Origin of the sequence: Bacillus cereus group sp. BfR-BA-01311 (genome assembly GCF_022664295.1) — a bacterium.
Classification (GTDB): Bacteria; Bacillota; Bacilli; order Bacillales; family Bacillaceae_G; genus Bacillus_A; species Bacillus_A cereus.
In genome coordinates this window covers 1-15,924 of record NZ_JAKUHC010000010.1, presented here as the reverse complement: position 1 = coordinate 15,924, position 15,924 = coordinate 1, and the positions used below count along the sequence as shown (strand labels likewise).

Sequence of the window (15,924 nt, the reverse complement as noted above, 5' to 3'; positions counted from 1 at the left end):
AATACAATAGGGGGATTTCTAGTTTGACCTTATGAAAACTGATATAATATATATTACGTTTTTCATTCTTTAAAATAGAAAAGTTTTAATAACCTTGAAGGTAGGAATTTTTAATGAACTCGAAAGCAAAATTTAGTATTCGCTACAAAATTATGGCTGGTTATTTAGTTATCATTTTGTTCTTACTTGTTTCTTTCATTATGTTAAACAATGAGATTTCCAGCTTACAAAAATCTCGTAATTTTATTATTGATCACGATTTTAAAGTTCTCAATTTAACGAATCAAGTGGAGAAAGAGTTACTAACAATTGAAAATAAAGCAAAAGGGTTTATCATTTCTAATAACCCTAATTACGTGCAATCCCTTAACTCTGCGGAAAAAGATTACGAAAAACATTATCAAGATCTTTTTGCTTTATTAGAGGATAACCCCTCTCAGCAAGAAAAATTAAAACAGATTAACGAAAACATTACTAGTTGGATTAATAAAGAGATTCACCCGTTAATTACAAATAATAATAGTAATAATGTACAAACAATCGACACGACTCAAATTCAGTCATTACAATCACAGCTAACTAACTTCCGGAGCACTGAGGAGCAACTAACGAAAAAAAGAGCTGCACAATTAGATATTGAAAATAATAAATTAGAGATTTGGTTATACAGTTTACTGTTCTTACTTTCTTGTGTTGCCATTATCGTTTCACTCTATATTTCGAATTCCATTACAAAAACGATTAAAAATGTAATTCAAGCTATTAAATCCATTTCTTCTAAAGAAAAAATTACGGAGAGAATTCACGTAAATACACATGATGAAATAAAAGATCTTGCTCATACAACAAATCACCTACTAGACGAAATATCGAAAAGAGAGTGGTTACAAACTGAGCTTGCAGAATTAATTTTACTGTATCAAGGTGTATCTTCTATTGAGATGTTAGGTAAAAAACTTCTTAGTGGAATTATACAAAAAACGCAAACTTCTTGTGGTGCATTTTATGTACGTGAAGAATATGAAGAAACTGTCTACTATGTGAAAAAAGCTTCTTTCGCCGATCAAGGTGCTGATGTTGGAAAACAATCCATTAAAATGGGTGAAGGTTTCATTGGACAGTCTGCTTTAGAAAAGAAAAGTTTTATTCTGAGGGACATACCTGAAGAGTTTCGTTACGTTACTACTGGATTATTAGAAATACGTCCTAAAAATATACTAGTCATCCCTATCTTATTTGAAGATGAAGTGATTGCAGTAATGGAGTTAGTAAGTGTAACTGAGATTTCAGATTTACATCAAGATTTAATTCACCAAACTGTTGATAATTTAGGTTTAACAATCCATAGTATTATGGGACGTATGCGAATTCAAACTCTTTTACATGAATCACAAGCAATGACAGAAGAGTTGCAAGTTCAATCAGAAGAATTGCAAACACAAGCGGAAGAACTACAAATGCAAGCCGAAGAATTACGAACAACGAATGAACAATTAGAGTCTAGAACTGAAGAGGCTGAGCAGAAGACAGCTGACTTACAAATTACTAAATTAGAATTAGAAGAAAAAGCAAGCGAGTTGTTACGTAGCTCAAAATACAAATCAGAATTCCTAGCAAATATGTCACATGAATTACGCACACCATTAAATAGTATTTTACTATTATCTGAAATGTTAAGAGAAAATCATGATAACAATTTATCCGACGATGAGATTGAATTAGCAACTGTCATTCATTCATCAGGGAAAGACTTACTTACTTTAATTAATGACATACTAGATTTATCTAAAGTAGAAGCAGGCAAACTAGACATCATTTTTGAGGCAACGAACATAAGTGACATGGCAGCCAATATGCATCAAAACTTTTTACATATAGCTGCACAAAAAAATGTCGAATTTACTATTGAGGACAGTGTTACGATTCCTGATCTGTTTTATACAGATGCAAAACGGATTGAGCAAATTATTAAAAACTTATTATCCAATGCATTTAAATTCACAGAAAAAGGATCCGTTTCTTTACATTTTGATTCGATAGAAACAACCAATTTAAGTCATGATATGCAGTCTATCAGTAAAGATTGGATTACAATTTCAGTAAAAGATACTGGTATTGGTATCGCTAAAGAACAGCATCAACTTATTTTCGAAGCCTTTCAACAGGCAGATGGAGCAACGATTCGAAAGTATGGTGGTACAGGGTTAGGTTTATCTATTTGTAAAGAGTTTGCGAGATTATTAGGTGGTTGGATTACGTTAGAGAGTAATGTAGGAGAAGGTAGTACTTTCACCGTATATATTCCTAACCTTCCAAATGGATTACATGATATACAGTTATCCAATTTAGAAGTCGCAGCAACGATAGAAGATGTTATTCCTGCTAAAGTTGTTGAAGAAACTATCGTTACTACCGAAACAAATAACGTCTTCCAAGAGAAAACCATTTTAATTGTCGATGATGATCATCGAAATATATTTGCGTTACAAAATGCATTAAAAAAACAAAATGCCAACATTATTACTGCCCAAAACGGCATAGAGTGTTTAGAAATACTAAAAAGCAATACAAATATCGACCTTATTTTAATGGATATTATGATGCCGAATATGGACGGTTATGAAACGATGGAAAATATCCGAATGAACTTAGGGTTACATGAAATACCTATTATCGCATTAACTGCTAAAGCAATGCCAAATGATAAGGAAAAATGTTTATCTGCTGGCGCTTCAGATTATATAAGTAAACCATTAAATCTACATCAACTCTATTCGGTAATGAGTGTATGGTTAATAAAATAAGTGAGGTTTAGTTGGAGTGGAAAATAAGTATTATAATTTTGATCCATCAGTAGATACAGATGAGCGCACGAACTTAGAAATTGAATTACTATTGGAAGCGGTATTTAAACTATCAGGATTTGATTTTCGCCAATATGCTCGCACATCTATTTATAGAAGGATTTGTAATCGAATGCAGCTCTCTAATATCCCAACCATTTCAAAATTGATTGAAAAAGTAATTCACGAGGAAGGGGTTTTAGAACAGTTATTAAATGATTTCTCGATTAATGTAACTGAGATGTTCCGTAACCCTGCCTTTTTTAAAGCGCTTAGAGAGCATGTTATTCCTGAATTAAAAAAGCATCCCGAAATTAGAATTTGGCATGCTGGATGCGCAACTGGTGAAGAAGTATTATCAATGTCCATCTTACTTCACGAAGAAGGATTAAGTGAAAAGTCGGTTATTTACGCAACAGATATGAATACAAATGTGTTAGAAAAAGCAAAACAAGGTATCCTCCCGTTAAATAAAATGCAAACTTATACGAAAAACTATTTACAAGCTGGCGGTACACAAGCGTTTTCTAACTATTATTCAACAGATAATCGTTTTGCTTATTTTAATCCATCACTTTTACAAAACATTATTTTTGCACAGCATAATTTAGTAACCGATCAATCTTTTAACGAGTTTCATATTATACTTTGTCGTAACGTCTTAATTTACTTTACAAGTAAACTTCAAAATCAAGTGCAGCAACTATTTTATGAAAGTTTAAGTCACAATGGATTTCTATGTTTAGGAAATAAAGAAACTCTTCGTTTTTCAAATATAATGCCGCATTATACGCAATTTAATCCTAGCGAACAAATTTATCAAAAAATACAATAAAAAGCGTATGAAATCCTCTGTTTGGATTTCATACGCTTTTTATTTCGCATTCGTTTGTATCATAATTAGACACATATCATCTGATTGCGCTTTCTTTTGTTCTTCCTTGTAAAACCCTTCTATCTCGCCTTCTAAATCTCCCCATTTTCTTTCTGTAAAAGTACGTAATTTCTCTTCAGACTCAAATTCATCATTTGCAATTGCTTCAAGAACACCATCTGTAAATAATACAATTTGAGCATTTTTCTCAAAAGGTATAACTGTCTTTTTAACTTTTATTTCATCAAAAAATCCTACCGCACAACTCCCGCGATCTAGTTCAACTACATTTGTTTCATCAACTAAAACATATCCAGAAGGATGCCCTGCATTGACATATTCAACTGTTCTATCTTCTGTATTAACAACTAAGTATATGGCCGTAAAATAATAGGGAATATTATCATTTTCATTATGTAAAAGGGTCATATATTTATTTAATTCTTTAATAACGAGTTCTGGATCAATTAAACATTTAATTGTTTCACGTAATACAGACGAAATAAACATACAAACTAATGAAGCAGATACACCATGTCCCATCACATCTAATAATATAATACCGTAGCGATTTTCATCGATTTTATACCAATAATACATATCTCCAGCTAGTTTAAATGAAGGTAAGTAACTTGCTTCAATTTTTATATGATCTTCTCTTAATGGGCTACTTAATAAGTTTCTTTGTACTTGCGTAGCTAAATCTAGTTCATTCCGAAGATTTTCTTCTTGTTCTTTATGCCAATTTAATTCTGATTTCAAGCGTAACGCTACACGCATACGTGCTAATAATTCAACTTTATTTATAGGTTTCGTAATATAATCCATTGCCCCCATATCAAGAGCTTCGGCCAATTTATTTGCATCCTCTAAAGCTGTAACAAAAATAATAGGAATATCTTTAAACTTCTCCTCTTTTTGTAATCGCCTACAAACTTCAAGTCCATCAATTTCAGGCATCATAATATCTAATAATATTAAATCAATTTCATTATGCCTGGAAGAATCTTTTCCAAAATGTATGTATTCGAAGAGCTCTTGTGCAGAATTGAGTGATACAAGATCATGATATCCGGCTTGTTTTAAAATCTTCTCAATTACAAATATGTTAACCGGATTATCATCAACAATTAAAATGGACACAAGTTATTTCCCCTTTTCTTATTTAAAATGTAAATCTATTATCATTTTCTATTTTTCTAGTATTACATACTCAGTTACAAAATGAAAATTTCTTACTCAAACATATTTATACAACAAAAGAACAAACCCCTAGAAATAGGAATTTGTTCTTTCACTCTATAAATTTCTACTTTTAATTTAACACCATTGCTTTATCATTTAAAAGACGATCTAATTCTTCCATATGATTTGTTTCATCGGCAATCATATCTTCTAGTTTTACAACTAACTCTGTCATATTTAATTTCGTTGCCTGTTCTTTTCTCGTTTCATAACGCTTAATTGTTTCATATTCTGATTGTCTAGCGGATTCTAACATTTCTCTAACGTCTTCTACTTGTTTCACTGGTAAAGGGATCGTAGTGGGGGTACCACCTAGCGTCTTAATTTTCTCCGCTAAATATAGGGCATGTCTTTGTTCATCACTAATTTCAGATTCAAAGAAAGGCTTTAACACTTGTCTATATATACCAGAAACTGTAGCTGCATTATGGTTATACATAATAATTGCTGAGTATTCTCCTGCTAAATCTTCATTCAATCCTTCGATTAGTTCTTTCACATCGTGTGACATTTTCATATCTCCTCCTATACTTAATAAGTACCCCTTTTCTCATGTTTTAAACATCATTATTTTAAATTTTTTATGTATCTAAAAATGCGGCTTGCTTCAATTTACTTATCGCTTGTCTTTTAATACGAGAAACGTGCATTTGTGAAATACCTAACCGTTCCCCTGTATCTTTTTGATTTAAATTTTCTCTAAATATATAATGAATAACACTCTTTTCCGTATCATTTAATACGTTAAAAATATCCTTTAAAACGAGACGCCTTTCTGTCTCTTCATATCCTTGCTCTACTTCACCTACAGATTCAATTCTCGCTACCGAACTTCCATCAGATGAATTTTCAACTACATCATCTAAGGAAGATACTCGATAATTATTTTTCGCATCCATAATCTCTAGAACTTCCTCTTCCGATAGTCCTAAATGATTTGCAATTTCTATTATCTTCGGTGAACGTTGCAGATGATCTGTTAACTCCTCTATCGCAAGTTTAATTTTTCCGCCTAAATCTTTAATTCGCCTTGGAACGTGAATGCCCCAAGTTTTATCACGTAAATACTTCTTTATTTCGCCTACTATTGTAGGTATTGCAAAAGGCTCAAAGGCATTCCCTATCGAATAATCATACCTTCTTATTGCGCCTAAGAGCCCTAACATGCCTACTTGTATAATATCCTCATGCATCGGTCCGCCTTTTGAATAGCGATATGCAATGGAATAGACAAGATTTTTATAATGCTCAACTAACCTTTCCTGCGCTTCATCACATTGGTTTTGTTGGAAGTCTGCAATTAGTTTAATAACGTCTTCTTTAGTAAGATTCGTAGGTTGAGATTGGATTTCCATCATTCTCCACCTGCTCTCTTTGTATATATTTTGTCATTAAAACTGTCATGCCCTCATCATGCATGATTTGTATATCATCCATTAACGTATTAATTAAATATAAACCTAAACCATTTTCCGGCAAATGTTCTACTGGTTTACTAATATCATACGGACCAACTTTCCTTTTTAAGTTATTAAAATCAAAGCTAACCCCATTATCCGCAACCATAATTTCTAATCGATTTTCATATAGTCCAAAGACAATTGCAATTTCTCCAACGTCTTCTTTATATGCATGTTGTACAATATTTGTACATGCTTCACTAATAGCAATTTTCATATCTTCTATATCGTCATAAGCAAAGCCCATTCGATTCGCAACACCAGCCATTGTTAAACGAATAATAGCCACATATTCTGCCTTTGCAGGAATTTTCATTTCTATCTTTTCAAATCTCTCCATCATCCCTAGTCACCTTCTTTCTACTTTTTCAAAATCGGAATTCAAATTTAATATTTCTGTTAACCCTGTAATATCAAATAATCTTTTTAACCTTTTAGATACACCAATAAACTCTAGTTTTCCATCATTTTTCTTAACCGCTTTTAATAGCGCTATAAAAACACCTAAACCGGTGCTATCCATATAATCTACGTTATGAAAATCTACTACAATATGAACCTCTTTTTCGCTTGTAATAGGCATAATCTTATTTTTTAAATCTGATGCCGTATATGCATCAATTTCACCATTAAGTTGTACCGTATAACCTACATCATTTTGCAAAATATTTATTGCCAAATTCATCATTTCCGCCCCCTTATCTCGAACTACTACTATGTTAATTACCCATAAAAATTAGTTTTAAACATATTTTTTTATTTTTATTATAAATAAATTTTCTACAGCTTTCTCGGCTTAACACGTAAAAAATACTACCAAATGTTTAAACCTTATAAATTTGTGTATATATAATGTATAAACATTATTTTTAGGGGGATCTATCTATGGAAGAGCACAGCTTTAAAAAGGGAGATTTTGTTCAATTTTCTTATCGACACGATCATGCTACAAAATTAGTTGGTTCCATTATTAATATACTAACGAATACAATTGTAGTGGATATAGGTAATAACGAGGACTTATCTCATATAGAACCAAGGCAGGTCGTAAGAATAAATAATTGTAAAAAAGTAACGATGGTTTAATACATAATAGAAATTGTAATTTCAATGAGTGGGGGCCTTCATCCCCCGCTTATTCCTATGTAGATTACATTAAAAAAGCATCCAAATTAGTTTAATTGGATGCTTTTTTATGTATATTTATCACTCTATTAACCTTATAGCTATATATAAAAAACTTAAGATTACTATTCATGATCATACTTACGCTTTCCGCAGCATTCTAGAGAAAAATGTTACGATTAAAATAAAGACGATTGCACCTAATAACGCTGGAAGAACAAAGATGCCTCCCCATTCAGGACCCCAATGTCCAAATAATGCACTACCTACCCAAGATCCGATTAATCCGGCAATCACATTACCAACTATACCTAAAGGAAAGTCTTTTCCCGTAATCATTCCAGCTAACGCACCAATAAGTCCACCTACAATACACGTAATAATAAGTCCCACAATTAACCCTCCTATATTCGTTTTATATTGTATTTATCAAGCTTTAGTATGTAACCAAAGCTTGATAAACATGTATTATTCTTTATTATCCAACCCATCACTTATCTTTTGTTTCACTTTTCCGACTTTTTCTTTTATCGTTCCCTTCGTCTTGTCCCACTTCCCTTCATTTTTCAACTTTCTATCTTCTGTAACCTCACCAATTCCTTCTTTTACTTGTCCCTTTGTCTTTTCCACTTTACCCGTAATTTGTTCTTTTAGTCCGTTCTCACTCATATTTCCCATCTCCTTTTCGTAATAGATTTATAGATTTACAGGATACAAATTTAAATAGAATACATGCATCTTCTTTCTTGTAACCATTCACCGACTCTCTCTAAATCTTTAACGAATAACAAGATTTTTCCTTCATCTAGCTTTTCTTCGTAGAAGTTCGCTTCTTCCTCATTAAGCCCTAACTCCTGCATCTTATTTCTTAACTGATCTCCCGTTTTTTGAAAGACGTTAATAATACTTGTCCCAAGTCCCTCCTCTTGTATACCAATTGTATTCAAGTCTGCATTGTCTGCGATTCTATCTGTCCTTTCTTTCTCGTGTGTTAATACGTAAATATCTTTTTGGTCTATCCCTTTCTTCACTAGATCATTCGCCGCATTCATGACCTCTTTCTCCGTAATAAATTCATATACAAAAGGTTTACTATACTTCGTTTCCATCTTTAACTTCCTCCTTTAAAATGAATTATTTGTTATATTATATGTAGTACACCTATTCTCGAAATGTTAAACATAAAATCTAAAAAAATATCTAAATTTTGTTTTTGATAGAGAAAGAATAGCGTGATTTACCACTTCAACACACCTCACCCACCTTACAATAACTACCTAAATTAACAGAAAATTTCTATAATTAAACTTAAGGAGGGATACTATGAAAAAAATCATATCTATATGCGCTCTAACCGCTCTATCTTTCACTTTAATAGGCTGTACAAGCACCTCAGCTACAGATAAAGCTTCACAAGCTAAGCAAGAACATACACAAAATACCTTTCAATTAAACTCCGCAAATATTACAGACATTGAAATACTGAAAACAACAAATCATACTACTTCCAAATCTCAAACAGATAACAAAGAAATGATACAATCTATCGTTTCAGCAGTTCAAAATGGAACACCTACAACAATTACTTTAGATCAAAAAAAGAGAGAATCTGCACATTCTACTATTACCGTTACATATAAAGATGACGCAAAAGAAGAGTTTCTTGTTTGGGTTGATAATAAGGAACAAATTACAATTGCTAAAGATGAGAAGAAAGATAAGGTAGAAGGTGTGATAGTAAATATTAAAGATGCTAAAATGATGAAGGATTTCTTTTAAAATTCTAGTTAACGTTAAAAAAAGAGTAGGATTACACCCTACTCTTTTGTTTAATCATGCTCAATAAATAGACCTTTATAAAATCTATTTAAGGTCTAATTTTGCTAAATCATGTTGTAAAACATTATTTCCTTCTTGTGGGTTAAATACGATTGCACTAAGACCAAAAACATTTGTAACAACATCTCTATCTTTCGGACGAATGATTCTTACTTCATAAGCAAAGAGTGCTGGAGGAAGAGCTGCTGAACGAAAAGTAACATATCGATTAGGTTGCAATGTTTGTGTTGAAGGGTCTATTAATGGTAACAATACCGGAAAACCCGATGACCAATCAAACATTTCAACTGTTACTCTACGAGTATCATCTGGATCAACATTCATAGCTTCAACAGTAAGAAATAACGTAGCGGGATGTCTACGTAATACACCCGTTGATAAAGTTTCATTATGATGTTCAAAGCATTTTTTTGGAGGGTGACCATAGCCATAACTCATACCAATTCCCCCCTTTCATTTACAATTAAGGACAAGTATTCCTTATAATATATAATGCTAGTATTCTTTTATTGAACGGTATAAAAGCGGATTTCTATCTATATTTTTGGATATTTTATTTATTCGCTCTTAAATAATAAAGTGAAACTTTATTCCAAACAATATCGCTATTGCACCAAAGTAAAACAAACTGGACAACCTAGATTTCAAACTGTAAGATTAGATGTTGGTGAAATTGGGCAGCAAAGTATATATAGAAAATAGGTGTTATTTTTGAAAATCAATAAAAAATTTGAACCGATAATTTTTAATTTCTTTATGATTTTAGGTATATCTAGTATTATCTCTTTCGTCATGGTTTCAATGAATGTTGGATATACAGCTTTATTTCTCAAATCATGGATAAAAACATGGGCAATTGCTTTCGTACTTGCATTTTTAGCTTCTAAATTACTACCCTTTGTAGTGAAAAGGATAATGAAAATATTCACTTTTGTTGAGAATGATGCTTAAGAATAAAGTGATGTACTGCGTAGGTTCATTCCAATTAAAAAAGTTTATTATCACAAAAACTTAACCTAGTAAAATGTTTCAAATCGAAGGAAGACACCTTAAAGGTTGTCTTTTCTTTATAAGTAAAAAAAGCCCGCCTATTTCCGTAGGCGGGCTTTATCTTTATTACACAATACGAAAGTATACTCTCTTTTTCACTGAAATTTCATGTAATTATACATATTCATAAAAATACATGTTTTGATGGACTTTATCTATATACTCATGGCAGTAATCCATTGAAAATGTATCTTCTTGAAAGCAAAACTCTCTTTTAGAAAAAAAAAGACACCCTAAAGTTCATTCCTCCGACTTGAACCTCTTTAATTTTAATAATATGTATTGGACTCTTATCTAAAAAATAATCTAATGTATTCCAATAAGAGAAAGATAATGATAAAATAAAAGTGCAACAAGATGTTGCTTAGTTTTTAAATTTTATGGGAATAACACAAAAGCTAGGTTTGGTCGCCAAGTTTTTTCATTCCTATCGGTCATGAAATACCCCGGTTGGTCGCTAGGGTATTTCTTTTTTATTAACGTATATATAGGTCTATTATGGACAAAATAAAATATAATCTTAGTAGAAGATAGAACACTGACATCTTTACCGCTTCTAAATCACTTTGGTCTTGTGCGAAGAAAGTATGGTCAGTACTTTCAGCTCAGTGTTCGATCTACTTTAGTTTTTGAGTTGAGTGTTGCTAATCATAGCAGCACTTTTTTACATTCCAATTTGTTCTTTGATGAATTGAATTATATGTTTTACAAACTGGCTTTGCGTGAAGAAGTAATGAATATTTCTCAGTACTGTCGTCCACGATGCTAGATTACTTACGAAAGACTGGGATTCTGTCTTTTTGGTCGCCTTTTTTTTACGTTTTTTCATTCCTGTCCCTCCCTTCATAAGGGAAGGGCAAAGATGGCACATTTTATATTTTAAAGAGTTATATAGAAGAGGACAAGCTATTCATTAGCAAAATAAAGAAAAGACACCCTAAGGTGCCTTCCTCCGACTTGAACCACTTTAATTTTAATAATATGTATTAGACTCCCATCCAACTATTATTTTACTATGTTAAGTTATTTTTGTTTATTGAGAAATACAATAATTTATTTATGTTGGTCGTCTGTATGGTCCATGCAGCGATTAACAAGAGGACAATAGCAGTGATGACACCTAAAAGTCATTGCTTGAGCTGATGGCTAGAAACATAAGCGTTACTGTGTATTTATGAAATTTCATTATAAGCAACCTCCTAGTGGAACTACACATTGGTAGAAAAATATATATACTTCTTTCTACTTGATAAGTTCTTATTTTAATCATATATAAAAGGAAATGAAACCGGCTATAACAATCAATGGAAGGATTACTGCGAGTTTATTTTTTAGAGGGACACGCTTGTCTGGGACGCCGGGGTGGATAACAAAAGCTAGTAAAACAATTACTCCAATAATACCTAAAAGTGTATGAATGATGATCATCCTCCTAAGTAATATTATTATTAAAGTTATATCACATTCAAATGTTTATAAAGTAAATATTTTACAATATAACCCAGATGTTGCATTTTTAAATTCAAAAAAGCCCCTCAAAGCATCAGCTTTAAGAGACCCCATCCTATCATCTTCTCTCTTCATACAATCGATTTGCTTTATACGAGCAAACGAAAAACATACATGTCGCAACGGGGATAAATGTCAAAAAAAGTCCTCTCATTAATGCAAATGGCGTTTCAAATAAGAATGACCATAGAAATGATGCACCTTGCTTATCCCATAATCCTGGCGTCAAGTATAGTTCTTTCGGATTTACAAAGGCTCCTAAATTCATTGTATTACTATACACAAATAAAAATAATATCGGCAAATAACAGATCGCTAATTCTAAAAATGTTTTAGATAGACGCTTATACTTCCCTGCTCGTGACATTGGATCTGAAAAAATGTCATCTTCACTTTCTTCATTTACCTTTTTAAAATAGTACGTACCTGACCAACGATTACCGGCTATATGCTCCCAACCACTATCTTCAAATAACGTGCAGTAATTAATAAATTCACTTTTTCTACTAAATACTCTATGGTCTATTCTAATCGTCGCATCTTCCGGCTCTGTATATCTAAATGTATAACCAAATGTAGTGCTTTTCAGTTGATAGCCTTTCCAAGCCATCTCTTCTAACCATTTTTCCTCTTTCTCAAAATCTAAAAAGAATTTCAATCTCCACATCATCGTTTCCCCCTAACTATACGCGTAATAAACTCTTTGTAACCGCAATAATATGCTGCATTCTCATAAAATCTAAATGCAATACTTCTTTCCCGCGTTCCGTAATGACATACACTTTTCTTCGTTTATCTTCACTTTTTACCGATTCAATTAACCCTTGTTTTAATAAATTTTCAACCGCACCATACAATGTACCCGCTGCGATTTTCACTTGATGATTACTCAGTTCCTCCACCTTTTGCATAATTAAATATCCATGAGCTGGCTCTAATAAAGCTAAAAGAACGTAATACGTTGTTTCCGTTAATGGTAAATTTTTATCTCTATTCATAAAGACCTCCAATGTAACGATAAATATATAGTTAAACTGTATAGTTTAACTATATACAGTTAGACTGTATTTGTCAAATGTAGGAATAACTTTATAACCCAAAACAAAAACGCTACCTTTTTAAAAGATAGCGTTTTTGTTTTACCCTTGCTTATTCTTCGCCTTCATTTGCTCTTCATAAACAAACTTCGCGGTCATAAAGTCGTTAGAAAAATCTTTCAATGCATTCTTCATTACATTTAATTCTTCTTGTGATTTAATTTCAATACTGTTTAAGAAATCAAATGCTTTTGATTGTTCCTCCGCAACAAAGTTTTGTGTCATATAATCATCTTGGAAGTCTTTCTTCGCCTTTTCTTTTACTTTATTCATTGCCTCTGTTTTGTTTATGCTTTTCATTGGATTTTCGAATGCTCCAGTAGGTTGTTCTGGTTTTGGCTCTTCTTTCTTTTCCGGCTGTTGCGCTGGTGCTGGTTGTTGTGGTTCCTGCTTTGGTTGTTCTTGTTGAACCGGCTGCTGCGCTACTTGTTGCTCTTTTTTCGCTAACTCATCTTTTAACTTCTTCACTTGCTCATCAAGAGATTTTTTTTCAGTTTCTAACACACTCATATCACTTTTCAACTTTTGCGTTTCTTCAAAATGTTCATCTACTAATTTATTATATTCTTTCTCAGAGTACATTTTTTCACTAGTTGATGTCGTTTTCTCTTTCATAACAACTACATTAATAATTACAAATAAGGCTACAATTCCTATTAACGCACCGAAAATCTTCTTTTTGTTCATGATTAATCATCCAAAATGTAAAATTTCAAAAATTATCATAACAGACCAATTCGCTTTCTCCTGTCATATTTTGTCGAATCAATACAATAAAAAAAAGCATCTGAAACAGATGCTTTTTCTCATTCTTAATACGTAAACGTAATTGTTACTAAAGAATACCCTTCTTTCGCATTGTAAGGCTCCGCTTTATAAGAAACTCGATTTGCCCCTTGCGGATAATCGATTTCGCCAATTGCCTTCTTCACATCTTGCAGTGCACCATTCATTGATTGCTTGTATAGCACTTCAATTTTCTCTGGTTTTGCACTATAGCGTTGCTGCATTTTATTTTTTAATTCGGTATAGTTGTTTGCGATATATTCAGTTCCTAAATAGTTTAACTTTGTATCTTTTAATATTTGCTGATATGCAGGCGTTTTCGTACTACCTGCCGCAATTTTGTTTGTCAGTGTACTATAATAATTTGTTGTAGCTTGCGGGTAGTCTCCGCGGTTCCACTCATGATTTCTTGCGATTTGTTCATCTGATAAATTGAAATACGAATACGTTACGCGGCCCTGCTCATCTGGAACCGGATCATCGAATGTTGTATCAAGATGATACCATTTGTTTTCGATTTTCACTAAATTCCAAGCATGAGGTTGTCCGTCCCCAGTTCCTGTCACAAAATGATTTTCAATTCCTGCTTCTTTTAATAATTGATAAGTTAATAGTGCGTAACCTTGGCAAACCGCAGAACGATTTACAAGTGCTTCATATGCTGTGTAAGCTTTATAAGACGTATCATAAGAAACATGCTTTACTACGTAATCATGAATCGCCTTCACTTTTTCGTGATCATCCATTCCAACTTGAGTAATAGAAGAAACGATTGCTTTCGCTTGTTTCATGACATATTCCGTCTGTTCTTTCGTTTCACGATATGTAATCTTAAGCGTAAACGTATAATTTCCAGGTGATCCAGAAAGTCCATATGAAACATTCGATCTATTATTATTTGTATACTCATTTTTACTTGCAACTTCTTTATATGCGTTAAAAAGTGTATTCATCACTTCTTCTGTATTATTATTTTTCGTTTTATATGGAAGTGTAATATTTGTCTCGTATGTATTAATACGCTTTTGTACTTCCTCTTTAAAAGCTGTTAATAATGCCGCATCTCCTGTGTCTTTCACATCGGCATTTTTATATTTCAAAGTTTTATATAAAAACTGCGCATACTGTTCACGTGTTACTGTGCCATACGGTTCAAAATTCCCGTTCCCTGTGCCATCTGCGATTCCATTTGACTGCACCGCACTAATTGCATTTTCTGCCCAAAATGGATTTGGAACATCCTTAAAGGTATGTTTTTGTTTTGCCGCAAGATGGAAAGCATTTGTAAGAATTTGTGCCATTTCCGCACGACTCACAGAAGCTTTCGGTCTAAATTGGCCATTTTCATCACCTTTAAAAACTCCTAAATTCGTTAAAGTTAACACCTCTTCTGGGAACATTGTAGAACTTTGATTAATATCACCGTAAGGATTTTTAAACGTAGATCCATCCTTTAATACGTAACGAGTTCCATCATTACTAAACGAACCGCCTTGTTTATTCGGTACTAACACTCGATAAATTAAAGCCGCAACTTGCTCCCTTGTCGCAACATCTCCAAAACCAAATATCCCATTTCCATAACCGGAAATAATATTTTTACTCGCTAAATCTTTAATTGCAGGATATGACCAATGTGATGTCGGCACATCAGAAAAAACACCCACTTCAGCAGCTTTTACATCGCTGCCATTTGTATATAACAACGCACCACCAATCAGTGATAATGATGTAATTGATTTTAATAGTTTTGTGTACATAATGTCTTCTCCCAATACGTTCTCTATTTTTGTTGGTTTATGTCGAAAAATCTAAAAATATGACAAAATATATTATACAATTAAAAGTTTTCAAGGGATATATTGAATTTTAAAATATGCAAAAATTCATATTAATATATTTTTCCGTATTAATATTATGTTGTTTTGCTTGTGAATATATATAAGTAGTCAAGTCAACACAAATAATAAAAAGACAGCTATCCATTGAACTGACCCCATAAAGTTAGACAGGTCGTTTCATTAGGCAGCCTTTAGGGCATGAGTTCGATATTGTACCGGACTCATGCCTTTTAGTTTTGCCTTAATTCTTTTGTG

19 protein-coding genes are annotated in these 15,924 nt (G+C 32.5%); 5 read left to right on the top strand and 14 right to left on the bottom strand.

The genetic code is table 11. From position 1 onward, the window contains the following. Positions 1 to 113 precede the first annotated feature (113 nt). Both MR136_RS20625 and MR136_RS20620 read left to right on the top strand, forming a co-directional pair. Complete coding sequence (locus MR136_RS20625) at positions 114 to 2,804, top strand: ATP-binding protein (protein ID WP_242259575.1); 2,691 nt, start codon at positions 114 to 116, stop codon at positions 2,802 to 2,804. A gap of 16 nt (positions 2,805 to 2,820) precedes the next feature. Beyond that, the gene (locus MR136_RS20620; protein WP_046392424.1) at positions 2,821 to 3,678 is read left to right on the top strand and encodes a CheR family methyltransferase; all 858 of its coding nucleotides are present in this window, start codon (positions 2,821 to 2,823) and stop codon (positions 3,676 to 3,678) included. A gap of 39 nt (positions 3,679 to 3,717) precedes the next feature. Here the strand turns inward: MR136_RS20620 and MR136_RS20615 are convergent, their stop codons facing one another. The 5 genes from MR136_RS20615 to rsbV all read right to left on the bottom strand — a co-directional run bounded on the left by MR136_RS20615 (position 3,718) and on the right by rsbV (position 7,110). Further along, positions 3,718 to 4,860, bottom strand: a complete 1,143-nt coding sequence (locus MR136_RS20615; protein WP_242259574.1) for a SpoIIE family protein phosphatase — start codon at positions 4,858 to 4,860, stop codon at positions 3,718 to 3,720. A 172-nt stretch (positions 4,861 to 5,032) separates the two neighbouring features. Next, a complete protein-coding gene (locus MR136_RS20610) occupies positions 5,033 to 5,473 on the bottom strand; it encodes a ferritin-like domain-containing protein (protein WP_078421127.1) in 441 nt (146 codons plus the stop codon). 70 nt (positions 5,474 to 5,543) lie between these two features. Beyond that, entirely contained in the window at positions 5,544 to 6,320 is a 777-nt protein-coding gene (gene sigB, locus MR136_RS20605) for an RNA polymerase sigma factor SigB (protein ID WP_033665951.1), read from the bottom strand. Further along, a complete protein-coding gene (gene rsbW, locus MR136_RS20600; protein WP_000970576.1) occupies positions 6,283 to 6,765 on the bottom strand; it encodes an anti-sigma B factor RsbW in 483 nt (160 codons plus the stop codon). Before rsbW ends, sigB begins: the two co-directional genes overlap by 38 nt. A gap of 6 nt (positions 6,766 to 6,771) precedes the next feature. Then, entirely contained in the window at positions 6,772 to 7,110 is a 339-nt protein-coding gene (gene rsbV / locus MR136_RS20595) for an anti sigma b factor antagonist RsbV (RefSeq protein WP_002040740.1), read from the bottom strand. Between the two features lie 197 nt (positions 7,111 to 7,307). On the opposite strand from rsbV, the gene MR136_RS20590 reads away from it, so the two are divergent. Further along, positions 7,308 to 7,508, top strand: coding sequence for a hypothetical protein (locus MR136_RS20590; protein WP_000391018.1), 201 nt, complete (start codon positions 7,308 to 7,310; stop codon positions 7,506 to 7,508). A gap of 180 nt (positions 7,509 to 7,688) precedes the next feature. On the opposite strand, the gene MR136_RS20585 is transcribed toward MR136_RS20590, so the two are convergent. From MR136_RS20585 to MR136_RS20575, 3 genes are all read right to left on the bottom strand, one after another. Next, positions 7,689 to 7,940 carry a GlsB/YeaQ/YmgE family stress response membrane protein gene (locus MR136_RS20585; protein WP_000522903.1) on the bottom strand — a complete coding sequence of 84 codons (252 nt, stop codon included), beginning with the start codon at positions 7,938 to 7,940 and terminating at the stop codon, positions 7,689 to 7,691. A 75-nt stretch (positions 7,941 to 8,015) separates the two neighbouring features. Continuing rightward, positions 8,016 to 8,216, bottom strand: a complete 201-nt coding sequence (locus MR136_RS20580) for a CsbD family protein (RefSeq protein ID WP_001293465.1) — start codon at positions 8,214 to 8,216, stop codon at positions 8,016 to 8,018. Between the two features lie 50 nt (positions 8,217 to 8,266). Continuing rightward, a complete protein-coding gene (locus MR136_RS20575; RefSeq protein ID WP_000448804.1) occupies positions 8,267 to 8,656 on the bottom strand; it encodes a YflT domain-containing protein in 390 nt (129 codons plus the stop codon). Between the two features lie 214 nt (positions 8,657 to 8,870). On the opposite strand from MR136_RS20575, the gene MR136_RS20570 reads away from it, so the two are divergent. Beyond that, the gene (locus tag MR136_RS20570; protein WP_000720851.1) at positions 8,871 to 9,326 is read left to right on the top strand and encodes a hypothetical protein; all 456 of its coding nucleotides are present in this window, start codon (positions 8,871 to 8,873) and stop codon (positions 9,324 to 9,326) included. An 84-nt stretch (positions 9,327 to 9,410) separates the two neighbouring features. On the opposite strand, the gene MR136_RS20565 is transcribed toward MR136_RS20570, so the two are convergent. Next, positions 9,411 to 9,824: a hypothetical protein gene (locus tag MR136_RS20565; RefSeq protein ID WP_242259573.1), complete on the bottom strand. Its 414-nt coding sequence runs from the start codon at positions 9,822 to 9,824 to the stop codon at positions 9,411 to 9,413. A 273-nt stretch (positions 9,825 to 10,097) separates the two neighbouring features. Between MR136_RS20565 and MR136_RS20560 the strand changes: the two genes are divergently transcribed. After that, positions 10,098 to 10,337, top strand: coding sequence for a DUF2798 domain-containing protein (locus MR136_RS20560; protein ID WP_242259572.1), 240 nt, complete (start codon positions 10,098 to 10,100; stop codon positions 10,335 to 10,337). Positions 10,338 to 11,100: 763 nt separating this feature from the next. On the opposite strand, the gene MR136_RS20555 is transcribed toward MR136_RS20560, so the two are convergent. The 5 genes from MR136_RS20555 to MR136_RS20535 form a co-directional block, all read right to left on the bottom strand. Next, positions 11,101 to 11,265 (bottom strand): hypothetical protein, encoded by a 165-nt coding sequence (locus MR136_RS20555; RefSeq protein WP_000746319.1) that lies wholly within the window; start codon positions 11,263 to 11,265, stop codon positions 11,101 to 11,103. A gap of 738 nt (positions 11,266 to 12,003) precedes the next feature. Beyond that, complete coding sequence (locus tag MR136_RS20550) at positions 12,004 to 12,615, bottom strand: DUF2812 domain-containing protein (RefSeq protein ID WP_025710240.1); 612 nt, start codon at positions 12,613 to 12,615, stop codon at positions 12,004 to 12,006. A gap of 13 nt (positions 12,616 to 12,628) precedes the next feature. Further along, entirely contained in the window at positions 12,629 to 12,943 is a 315-nt protein-coding gene (locus MR136_RS20545; RefSeq protein ID WP_017673390.1) for a PadR family transcriptional regulator, read from the bottom strand. Positions 12,944 to 13,084: 141 nt separating this feature from the next. Further along, a complete protein-coding gene (locus MR136_RS20540; protein ID WP_001035208.1) occupies positions 13,085 to 13,729 on the bottom strand; it encodes a hypothetical protein in 645 nt (214 codons plus the stop codon). A 125-nt stretch (positions 13,730 to 13,854) separates the two neighbouring features. Then, positions 13,855 to 15,588, bottom strand: a complete 1,734-nt coding sequence (locus MR136_RS20535; RefSeq protein WP_242259571.1) for an S-layer homology domain-containing protein — start codon at positions 15,586 to 15,588, stop codon at positions 13,855 to 13,857. Positions 15,589 to 15,924 lie beyond the last annotated feature (336 nt).